The following is a 10,142-nucleotide window of genomic DNA, read 5'->3' as shown; positions in this document are numbered from 1 at the left end:
GGGTGAGGTGGGCGCGCACTGCGCCGGCTTGGAGCACGGGGGGCCGAAGGTGGGTTGGTCGGGGGTAACGCCGCTGGTGACCTGCGGTGCCCGTGGTGCGCGAGCGCCCGGACGGGCGGCGGAGCTGGGTGGTGGGAATGGGCGCGGGGTGCTGGGTGCGGCTGCGGGGAGTGCCGCCCGGGCGGAGTTGCCGTGGGGCCGGCTGGTGTTCGGAGTGTGCGGCCGAGTCGGGTCGGTGGGGGGCTGAACGCGGGGCGTCAGCGCGAGCTGCTGCCCCGCGTCAGAGCTGCCGCGCGTCCAGCTGGCCGAATGGGTTGTCCTGGCGGGCTCGGCGCTCCAGGTCCGCCGGGAGGGGGCCCCGGCCGATCCAGCTCGCCAGCTCGTCGAAGCGCGCGGTGTGCACGGCGGCCCGCCGGCGGGCGTAGTCCGCCGCCGAATCCTTCGTCACCATGAACGCCCAGTCGCTCGACAGGGCCATCATCGCCTCGCCGACCGCCCAGTCCGCCACTCGGTCGCGAGCGCCGGAACGCGGCACGGCCAGCAGCCGCTCCTGCAACGCCGCGTTGTCCGCCACCATGTCCGCCACCTGCTCGCCGTCCCAGACGCGCCAGTCCTTGCCCGAACCCCACGACGACGCGGGCAACTCCACCGGCGAACCGACCAGGCCGGCCGAAACCGCGCCCCGCAGCGTCGTCACCCGCACGCCCGCCTCCGGCAGCGCCCGCAACACGCCTTCCAGCCACGCCGGGCCCTCGTGCCACCAGTGGCCGAACAACTCCGTGTCGTAAGCCGCCACCACCAGCGCCTCGCGGCCGTGCTGCGCCCGCAACGCACGCAGCCGCGAGACCACCGTCTCCACGAAATCCTTCACGTGCGTCCGCAGCGTGTCCGCCGCCAGCGCCGGGTCGTACGGCGCCTTGTCCGCCGGCTCCACCTGCTTGCCCGTCACCCGCGACGGCTTCAGCCCCACCTCGTGCGCCCACGTGTGGAAATCCCGGTAGTTCGCGTGACCCGGATAGCCCGCCCGCGGCGACCACACCCGGTAGGTGACCTCCAGATCCCGCCCGAAGCACAGCACGTCCGACGAACCCACCGGCCGCGCGAACGCCGTGTCCCCGTGCAGCGACGGACCGTCGACCAGGAACCGCCGCACGCCGGCCGCCGCGTAATCCTCCTCCATGCCCGGCGCGTAACCGCACTCCGGCGCCCAGATCCCCGCCGGACGGTGCCCGATCCGCACCGCCGTGTCCGCCAGGCCACCGCGCAACATGAACGACCGCACCCGAGGCTGGAGCAACGGCTGGAAGGGATGCGCGTACGGGCCACCGAGCAGCTCGATCACCTCGGAGTCCACAAGGGACCGCAACACGGGAGAAAACCCGTGCCGCCACCGGGTTTCGAAGTCCTCCAGCGACCGCGTCGCCGTGCGGTACTCCGCCGCGGCCAGCTCCCGCAGCAACGGGTCGTCCCGCCACAGCGTCCCGGCCTGCACGGTCCGCAACTGCCAGTGCCCGAGCCACTCGTGGAACGCCCGCAGCGCGTACGGATCGTCCAGCTGGGCCGCGAGCACCGGCGTCACGCCGAGCGTCAGCACGTCCCGCCTGCCCTCGGCCGCGAACCGCCGCAGCAGGTCCACCACCGGCAGGTACGAGTGCGCCCACGCCTGGTACAGCCACTCCTCGCCGACCGGCCACGACCCGTGGTGCGGCAGCCACGGTAGATGGCTGTGCAGCACCAGGCAGAACAGCGCCTCGCCGGTCACGGCCGCACCGCCACCGCGACCAGGTCCAGGCTCGCGTCCACCCGTTCGCCGTGGATCTCGAAGTCCGCGGCGCGGATCGCCGCGATGTCGGCCAGCAGCTCCGGCGGCCACGGCGCCTGCCCGGGCAGGTGTCCCATCACGACCTCCAGCTGCGCGTCGATGATCGACCCGCCGTAGCGGGCGTCCAGCGCGCGCACCCCCGGCCCGTGGTGCAGGCCGTGCAGCAGCTCCACGTGGAAACCCGCCTCCCGCAACAGCGAATCCAGCTCGTCCGCCGCGAGTTCCCTGGTGTGGAACGGGTTCAGCGGCGTGTCGCTGTCCGGGGTGAACGTGAGCCGGTTCGGCGTGGTCACCAGCAGCCGCCCGCCCGGCCGCAGCACGCGACGGCATTCCGCCAGGAACGCGTCCTGGTCCCACAGGTGCTCGATGACCTGGAAGTTCGCGACCACGTCGATCGCGCCGTCCCGCAGCGGCAGGTGGACCAGGTTTCCCCGGGCCGTCCACACCTGGGGATAACTCCGCGCGACGTGCTCGGTCGTCGGCTGGTCGTAGTCGAGCGCGAGCACCGACTTCGCAGCCGAGGCGATCAGCCCGGCGCCGTAACCCTCACCGCAGCCGGCCTCCAGCACCACGGCGTCCGCGCACCACGGCAGCAGCGCGTGATAAGCCGCTTCGTGCCGCCGGAACCAGTAGTTCTCCTCGGCGATGCCCGGGACCGTGCGTTCCCCGGTCAGGTGCAGTGCTTCGGCGCGCGACGTACTCACCCCGGCGACACTACTGGGTGGTTCAGGGCCACTTCCGCAGCACGACCGACCACGACGAGGAGTCGACGCGGAACTCGGGCACCGGATTGCCCGCCTTCGCCATGGCCGAGCGGATCCGGAAGATCCCGCGGCCGAACCGGTTGACGTAGCCCAGCGCCTTCATCGCGCGGGCCAGGTTCGGGTTGCGGTAGTCGTGCACGCGGTCGAAGTTGTCCGGCCGGACCTGGCCGTACGGGCCGCCCGGGTTGGTCACCTCGATGCGGTCGTCGAACCAGGTGATCCGCACCGGCGCGTGGGAGGTCTCGTAGTCGCGGTGCATGACCGCGTTCATGCACGTCTCCCGCAGCGCCTCCAGCGGGTAGTCGGGCAGCTGCTCCTCGCGGAAGCCGTCGCCGTCGGTGAGCCGCGTCCGCAGGTGGCCGCTGAGCAGCGCGCTCAGCCGCACCGCCGTCTCCACCAGGTTGCCGCGCAGTTCCTGCTGGTCCGCGACCGGAGCGTCGGGGTCGAGGCCCTGGTAGCGGACGAACTGGACGTAGGCGCCGGGCACGTGCGCGCTCGGGTCGCGCCCGATCGTCAGCACGCCGAGCGCGGTCGGGACGCCGCCGGGCGTGGTCAGCCGCAGCCAGGCGAGGTCCTTGGCGACCGGTCGGGAATTTTCCTCCAGGGCCTCGCTCGCCACGAACGACGGGAGGTACGTGGTGCGGAACAGGCGCACGTCGAGGTCGCCCTCGGCGGCGGTGGCCAGGGGTCTGCTGTCGAAGGGGCCCGCGGCGAAGCGGCGGAGGTCCGGCTGGACGTGCTGGTCATCCCGGATGCTCGTAGCCGTGTGCACGGTGACGGCTCCCCTCAGTAGCAACAGTGCGAGCTGAGGCGTAACCCTATCGGGTGAGTGAAGTACTCCGTTGCGGTTCCGGGGGAAACGATCCAACAACTCGGGGGCTGTCACGTTCCGGTCGGCCGTGTAGTCCGCATGGCATGCGACTCGCGATACTGACGCTGCTCGCCCTCACCGGCCTCGTGGTGGGCTTCTGGGCGGCGGTCCTGCCGGAGAGCTTCTACGGCGACTTCCCGGGAATCCGGCCCAGCTGGGTCTCGCTGGACGGCCCCTACAACGAGCACCTGGTCCGCGACGTGGGCTCGATGTTCCTGGCGCTGGGCGCGCTCGCCGTCGGGGCGATCGTCGTCCGGACCACGACCGCCGCGCGCCTGGCCGGCGTCGCGTGGCTGGTGTTCTCGGTGCCGCACGCGATCTACCACCTGATGCACCTGCACGTGTTCCCGCCGCTGGACCAGGTGCTCAACGCGGTCTCGTTGCCCGGCCTGGCCCTGCTGGTGCTGGCGGTCGTGCTGCTGCCGGAACGGGTCAGTACGGACGGCGACCGTGCCCGCTCACGCGTGCCTTGAGCCGGGCGATGGCCGACCTGGCCTGAGCGCGGCGGCGGGGGTCGTTGGCGAACTGCTGGGCCTGCCGGATGGCGCGCTTGCCCTGCGGGGATTTCGCGAATCGGGCGATCTTGTTGAACAGCGAAGCCATTCCGTCCTCCAGGGCGGTATGCCGGTTTCGTCACCCGGTCAACGGACGGAGTACCCCGGTGGTTCCTGCGCTAAGCCGGGGAGACCGTGATGCTCAGCGCACCCGGCCCGACGTGCGCGCCGATCACCGTGCTGGCCTCGACGATGCTCAGCTCCGTGACGTTGGGGATCCGGTCGCGCAGCTGCTGCACCAGCATCAGCTCGCGTTCGGTGGGGCGGAAGCAGGAGATCGCCAGGTCGGTGGGCAGGCTGCCGGCCCGCTCGGCAGCCAGGTCGACGAGCTTGGCCAGCGCGCGCCTGCTGCCGGCGGCTCGCGCGAGCGGGGCCACTTCGCCCTCCCGCACCGTGAGCAACGGCTTGATCGACAGCGCGGTGCCCAGCAGCGCGGCCGCGCCGCCGATCCGCCCGCCCCGGCGCAGGTACTCCAGCGTGTCCACGTAGAGGAGTTCGCTGCTGGTGGAGAACCTGCGCTGCGCCGCCTCGATCACCCGCTCGACCCGTCCGCCCGCCGCGGCCGCCCGTGCCGCGGACAGCACGGCGAAGCCGAGGCTCATGCCGGTCGTGCCGCTGTCCACCGGGTACACCGGGATCTGGACCTGCTGCGCGGCCTCGCGCTCGGCCAGCAGCGTGGCCGACATGCGCTGGGAGATGTGCAGGCTGACGATCGCGCTCGCGCCGGAGGCGGCGGCGTCCTGGTAGGCCCAGAAGAAGGCGCCCGGATCGGGCGGGTTGGTGCTGACCCGCTGCCCGGACCTCAGCGCCTGGGTCAGCTCGCCCCGGTCGAACCGGTTCTCCTCGTCGACCTGGTCCCCGACCCGCAGCTGGAGCTGGATGACGGTGATGTCCCACTGTTTCCGGAGCTGCTCGGGCAACGAAGCGGTCGAGTCGGTGACTAGGGCGACGTGGTTGGGCACGGGAAGTGAGGTTAGACCGAAAGCTCGATCGGGGTAACCCGTCCGCGCAAGCCGCCACTCGGAGTAGCCTGGGCGTATCGGAGATAAAGCTGAACGATCGTCCCGATAAATCGGGATTCCGGGTGAATGCCGTCACCTCAGGGCGCGTCGGCGGCCGAATCTCCCTACGCTACCGACCAGTAAAGGCTGGTTCAGGGAGGTCGAAGGGGACCAATGACGAACATTGTTGTCCTGGTCAAGCAGGTGCCGGACACCTACTCGGAGCGCAAGCTCTCCGACGGTGACCACACGCTCGACCGCGAGTCCGCCGACGCCGTTCTCGACGAGATCAACGAGAAGGCGGTCGAAGAAGCGCTGAAGATCAAGGAAGCCGGCGAGGGCGAGGTCACCGTGATCTCGGTGGGCCCGGACCGCGCGACCGACGCCATCCGCAAGGCCCTGTCGATGGGCGCGGACAAGGCCATCCACGTCTCGGACGAGGCCCTGCACGGCTCCGACGCCGTGGCCACCGCCAAGGTGCTCGCCGCCGCCGTCGGCAAGGTCGAGGGCTACGACCTGGTCATCGCCGGCAACGAGGCCTCCGACGGCCGCGCCGGCGCCGTGCCCGCGATGCTCGCCGAGCTGCTCGGCCTGCCGCAGCTGACCCAGGTGCGGTCGCTGACCGTCGAGGGCGGCACCGTCAAGGCCGACCGGGAGACCGACGACGGCCTGACCCACCTCGAGGCGAACCTGCCCGCGCTGGTGAGCGTCACGGAGAAGATCAACGAGCCGCGGTACCCGTCCTTCAAGGGCATCATGGCCGCGAAGAAGAAGCCGGTGGAGACCCTGACGATCGCCGACCTCGGCGTCGACGCGGGTGCGGTCGGCCTCGGCAGCGCGCTGTCCACTGTGGTCGAAGCGGCCCCGAAGCCCCCGCGCACCGCGGGTGAGCGCGTCGAGGACGAGGGTGACGGCGGCAGCAAGATCGCCGAGTACCTGGTCGGCCAGAAGATCATCTGAGGCAGGAGCAACGGAGCAATGGCTGAAGTTCTGGTTCTCGTCGACCACCTGAACGGCGAGCTCAAGAAGACCACGTTCGAAGCGCTGACCGCCGCCCGCGAGCTGGGCGAGCCGTCGGCCGTCGTCGTCGGTGCCCCGGGCACCGCCGGCAAGTTCAAGGAGCAGCTGGGCGCCTACGGTGCCCAGAAGGTGTACGTGGCCGAGTCCGAGGACGCCGCGAACTACCTGGTGACCCCGAAGGTCGACGCGCTGGCCAAGCTGGTCGAGCAGACCTCCCCGGCGGCGGTGATCGTCACCGCGTCCGCCGAGGGCAAGGAGGTCTCCGGCCGCCTGGCGATCCGCGTCGGCGGCGGCCTGATCTACGACGCCGTGGGCGTGAACTCCGACGGCACCGTGGAGCAGTCCATCTTCGGTGGCGCGTACTCGGTGAAGTCCAAGGCGCAGGGCCTGCCGATCATCTCGGTGCGCCCGGGTGCGGTCGAGGCGTCGCAGGCCGAGGGCGCGGCGGCCGAGGAGGCCGTCGAGCTGCCCGCGGTGGACGCCGCCAAGTCCGCGAAGATCACCGGCGTGGAGCCGGTCGTCGGCGGTGACCGCCCCGAGCTGACCGAAGCCACGATCGTGGTGTCCGGTGGGCGCGGTGTCGGGTCGGCCGAGAAGTTCGAGGTCGTGGAGAAGCTGGCCGACTCGCTCGGCGCGGCTGTCGGCGCCTCGCGTGCCGCGGTCGACTCCGGCTACTACCCGGCGCAGTTCCAGGTGGGGCAGACCGGTAAGACGGTCTCGCCGCAGCTGTACGTCGCGCTGGGCATCTCCGGGGCCATCCAGCACCGGGCCGGCATGCAGACCTCGAAGACGATCGTCGCGGTCAACAAGGACCCCGAGGCGCCGATCTTCGAGATCGCGGACTTCGGTGTGGTGGGCGACCTGTTCAACGTCGCGCCGCAGCTGACCGAAGAGGTCACCAAGCGCAAGAGCTGACGCTCGCCCGAGGCAGGGGCCACCGCTGGGTTTCCGGCGGTGGCCCTTCGTCGTGTCAGGTCTTTCGCGGGCCGTTGAACGCGTGCTCGCGCACCAGGCCGTCCACGCTGTCGCCGAAGACGCGGGCGTCGTGGTCCGGCGTGGGTTCCTCGACGGGGCGCGCGGGTGTGCTCGGCACCTGCTCGGCGCGCAGCCGCGGCACCGCGTAGGGGTGCTTGCCGCGCACCCAGTGCACCAGCCGTTCCCGCACCAGGCAGCGCAGGTCCCACAGCGTCGGCGCGTCCACCGCGCTCACCAGTGCCCGCACCCGCACCAGGGTGTGCGTCGCGTCGGTCACCTGCAGCACGCTCACCCGGCCGTCCCACAGGTCGGTCGACTCCAGGATCCGCCGCAGCTCGTCACGCATCTCGTCGACCGGCATCGTCCAGTCCACGTCCAGCTCGACCGTCCCGAGCAGCGCGGCGTCGCGGCGGGTCCAGTTCTCGAACGGCTGCGACATGAACTGCGCGGTCGGGATGACCAGCCGCCGGTCGTCCCACAGGTGCACCACCAGGTAGGTCAGCGTGATGTCCTCCACCCGGCCCCACTCGTTCTCCACGATCACCACGTCGTCCAGCCGGATGGCGTCGCTGAACGCGATCTGCAGGCCGGCGAACACGTTGCCCAGCAACGACTGCGCGGCCAGAGCGGCGATCGCGCCGATGACCCCGGCCGAGGCGAGCAGGCTGGTGCCCGCCGTGCGCAGCCCGGGGAACGTCATCAGCATCGCGCCCAGCGCGAGCACCGCGACCGCCGCCACGATCACCCGCCGCACCAGCCGGATCTGCGTCTGCATGCGCCGCGCGTGCCGGTTGTCGGCCACGTCGACGCGCCAGCGGTTGAGCATCGTCTGCTCGATCGCGGTCAGCACGCCCGCGAGCAGCCACGCCCCGGTCCCGATCAGCGCCAGCGTCAGCAGGTGCGACGTGACGGCGCGCCACGATCCGGTGGGCAACGCGACGAGCACGGTGATGCGCAGGACGACCATCGCGCCGAACCAGCGCAGCGGCCGGTGGATGTACTCGGCCAGCTCACCCAGCAGGGTCGCGCGCTGCCCGAGCCGTCGCAGAACCCGCCGCAGCACGTACTCGACCGCCAGGAACAGGCCGAACACCAACGCCGCCACACCGAGCGCCACCACGATCCGCATCCAGCTGCCGGACATCCCTCTCACTTCCGTTCGGCACCACGTTCCGTGGGGCCATACCCCGATCGAGTGGATCTCAAGACTTGAGCCTCGTCACGCCCGGCTTCCTGAGAGAACCCTGAGAACCCGTGGTTCATCCAACGTGCACGAGGTGGTCACGCGATGAACCTCCTGGCGGTTTCCTTCCCGCCGGTACACCTACACACATGACGCGGTCCCAGTTGCTCGTCAGCACCGACAGCCAGGACGGCCAGCTGCCCGAGGGCGCTGCCCGGTACTCCCTCCTCGTCGCCTACGACAACGATGAAGTCGTTGCCGCCCAACGACTCCGCTACCAGGTCTTCGCCGAGGAGATGGGTGCCCGGCTGCACTCCGCGCCCGGCCTGGACGCCGACGAGTTCGACGAGTTCTGCGACCACCTCGTGGTGCGCGACGACAACACCGGCGAGATCGTCGGCACCTACCGGATGCTCCCGCCGGGACGCGCCGAACGGGCCGGCGGCCTGTACGCCGAGACCGAGTTCGACCTGTCCAACCTCGCCGGGCTGCGGGGTTCGCTGGTCGAGACCGGCCGCTCGTGCGTGCACCCCGACCACCGCTCCGGCGCCGTGGTGAGCCTGGTGTGGGCCGGCATCGGGCGGTACATGCTGCTGTCCGGCCACCGCTACCTCGGCGGCTGCGCCTCGGTGCCGCTCACCGACGGCGGTTCCTACGCCGCGGGCGTGTGGGACGTGCTGCGCGCCAAGCACTACGCGCCCGAGTCGCAGCGCGTGCGGCCGCTCAACCCCTGGCCGGACGCCGGCATCGCGCGGCCGACGCGGTCGGTGCTGCCGCCGCTGATCAAGGGCTACACGCGGCTCGGCGCCAAGGTCTGCGGCCCGCCTGCGCACGACCCGGACTTCGGTGTCGCCGACTTCTTCACCCTGCTCGACCTGCAGCGGATGGACGAGCGCTACCTGAAGTTCTTCCTCGGGCACCAGGCATGAGCCACCCCTGGATGCCGGCTTCGCCGTGCGGGAACGGGTGCCTGACGCCGGGCGCCCCGACGGTCGGCGCAGCGCGGCGCGCGCTGCGGTTCACCGCTGCTGCCGCCGTGGTGCTGCTGGCCTTCGCCGCCCTGCCGGCGCTGTTCGTGCCGCGGTTGCGGGAACCGTTGGCGCGCCGGGTGTTCCGCGGTGTGCTGCGGGCGTTCGGGGTGCGGCTGGTGGTCCGGGGTGAGCCGCTGGACGGCGGTGGCCGCGGTGCGCTGGTGGTGAACAACCACATCTCGTGGCTGGACATCGTGGCGGTCAACGCGGTCCGGCCGATGCGCGCGCTGGCGAAGAAGGAGATCGCGGGCTGGCCGGTGCTGGGCACGCTCGTCGCGCGTGGCGGCAGCATCTTCCTGGACCGGGAACGGCTGTCCACCCTGCCGAGCACGATCGACGACCTGGCCGCGGCGCTGCGCGGGGGTTCGCTGGTCAACGTCACACCCGAGGGCACCACGTGGTGCGGGCTGGCGTCCGGCCGGTTCCGCCCGGCGACCTTCCAGGCCGCGATCGACGCCGGGGTCCCGGTGCGGCCGCTCGCGCTGCGCTACCGGATGGCCGACGGCCGCGAGACGACCCAGCCGGCGTTCATCGGGCCGGAATCGCTGATCGACTCGCTGAAGCGGGTCGCGGCGCTGCGCGGGCTGGTGCTGGAAGTGACGGTGTGCGGGGAGATCGCGCCCGGGCGGGCCGCGGATCGGCGGGAGCTGGCCGGGCTGGCGGAGGCTTCGGTGCAGGCGGCGCTGGGGAATGTGGCGGTGCCTGGGCAGCGGCGGGTGGTTTCGGTGCGTAGGCGCTACGCGCGTATCTGAACTGCGCCGGCTTCGCTTCGCTACGCCCGGATTGGTGCCCTCCCGAACCCGATCTTTCAGTGTTCGGTTGCCGAGAAGTCGCGTCAAGGCGGGAAAGCGTGCCTTGACCCGACTGCTCGGCAACCGATGTGGGCTGGGGATCGGGTGCGGGAGGGGGAGTGGTTCGGGG

Annotated in this window: 11 protein-coding genes; 5 read left to right on the top strand and 6 right to left on the bottom strand. The window is 71.4% G+C overall.

Features of this window, described 5'->3' with window-relative positions; genetic code table 11:
- Nucleotides 1–280 precede the first annotated feature (280 nt).
- Genes D0D15_RS34505 through D0D15_RS34495 form a run of 3 tightly spaced genes read right to left on the bottom strand, consistent with a single transcriptional unit; the run spans nt 281 to nt 3,358 of the window.
- Complete coding sequence (locus D0D15_RS34505) at nt 281–1,762, bottom strand: 1,4-alpha-glucan branching protein domain-containing protein (RefSeq protein ID WP_115945056.1); 1,482 nt, start codon at nt 1,760–1,762, stop codon at nt 281–283.
- Nucleotides 1,759–2,526 (bottom strand): class I SAM-dependent methyltransferase, encoded by a 768-nt coding sequence (locus D0D15_RS34500; RefSeq protein WP_094007445.1) that lies wholly within the window; start codon nt 2,524–2,526, stop codon nt 1,759–1,761. Before D0D15_RS34500 ends, D0D15_RS34505 begins: the two co-directional genes overlap by 4 nt.
- Before the next feature lie 22 nt (nt 2,527–2,548).
- On the bottom strand, nt 2,549–3,358 hold the full coding sequence (locus D0D15_RS34495) for an ATP-binding protein (protein ID WP_094007444.1): 810 nt from the start codon (nt 3,356–3,358) through the stop codon (nt 2,549–2,551).
- Between the two features lie 143 nt (nt 3,359–3,501).
- On the opposite strand from D0D15_RS34495, the gene D0D15_RS34490 reads away from it, so the two are divergent.
- Entirely contained in the window at nt 3,502–3,930 is a 429-nt protein-coding gene (locus D0D15_RS34490) for a hypothetical protein (RefSeq protein ID WP_115945055.1), read from the top strand.
- Here D0D15_RS34490 and D0D15_RS36495 read toward each other — a convergent pair.
- Nucleotides 3,890–4,060 carry a hypothetical protein gene (locus D0D15_RS36495; RefSeq protein ID WP_167481608.1) on the bottom strand — a complete coding sequence of 57 codons (171 nt, stop codon included), beginning with the start codon at nt 4,058–4,060 and terminating at the stop codon, nt 3,890–3,892. The genes D0D15_RS34490 and D0D15_RS36495 overlap by 41 nt on opposite strands.
- A gap of 70 nt (nt 4,061–4,130) precedes the next feature.
- The gene (locus tag D0D15_RS34485; protein WP_115945054.1) at nt 4,131–4,973 is read right to left on the bottom strand and encodes a DegV family protein; all 843 of its coding nucleotides are present in this window, start codon (nt 4,971–4,973) and stop codon (nt 4,131–4,133) included.
- Between the two features lie 213 nt (nt 4,974–5,186).
- Between D0D15_RS34485 and D0D15_RS34480 the strand changes: the two genes are divergently transcribed.
- Both D0D15_RS34480 and D0D15_RS34475 read left to right on the top strand, forming a co-directional pair.
- On the top strand, nt 5,187–5,972 hold the full coding sequence (locus D0D15_RS34480; protein WP_094007441.1) for an electron transfer flavoprotein subunit beta/FixA family protein: 786 nt from the start codon (nt 5,187–5,189) through the stop codon (nt 5,970–5,972).
- A gap of 18 nt (nt 5,973–5,990) precedes the next feature.
- A complete protein-coding gene (locus tag D0D15_RS34475; protein WP_094007440.1) occupies nt 5,991–6,947 on the top strand; it encodes an electron transfer flavoprotein subunit alpha/FixB family protein in 957 nt (318 codons plus the stop codon).
- A gap of 55 nt (nt 6,948–7,002) precedes the next feature.
- On the opposite strand, the gene D0D15_RS34470 is transcribed toward D0D15_RS34475, so the two are convergent.
- Complete coding sequence (locus tag D0D15_RS34470) at nt 7,003–8,151, bottom strand: mechanosensitive ion channel family protein (protein WP_094007439.1); 1,149 nt, start codon at nt 8,149–8,151, stop codon at nt 7,003–7,005.
- A gap of 188 nt (nt 8,152–8,339) precedes the next feature.
- On the opposite strand from D0D15_RS34470, the gene D0D15_RS34465 reads away from it, so the two are divergent.
- Together D0D15_RS34465 and D0D15_RS34460 are read left to right on the top strand one after the other, a co-directional pair.
- Nucleotides 8,340–9,119, top strand: coding sequence for a GNAT family N-acetyltransferase (locus D0D15_RS34465; RefSeq protein ID WP_094007438.1), 780 nt, complete (start codon nt 8,340–8,342; stop codon nt 9,117–9,119).
- Nucleotides 9,116–9,973 (top strand): lysophospholipid acyltransferase family protein, encoded by an 858-nt coding sequence (locus tag D0D15_RS34460; RefSeq protein ID WP_094007437.1) that lies wholly within the window; start codon nt 9,116–9,118, stop codon nt 9,971–9,973. The genes D0D15_RS34465 and D0D15_RS34460 overlap by 4 nt, the downstream gene beginning before the upstream one ends.
- Nucleotides 9,974–10,142: the final 169 nt, after the last annotated feature.

The organism is Amycolatopsis thermalba (genome assembly GCF_003385215.1).
Taxonomy (GTDB): Bacteria; Actinomycetota; Actinomycetes; order Mycobacteriales; family Pseudonocardiaceae; genus Amycolatopsis_E; species Amycolatopsis_E thermalba.
The sequence above is the reverse complement of the archived record's forward strand: the minus strand, read 5'-3'. Positions and strand labels throughout refer to the sequence as shown.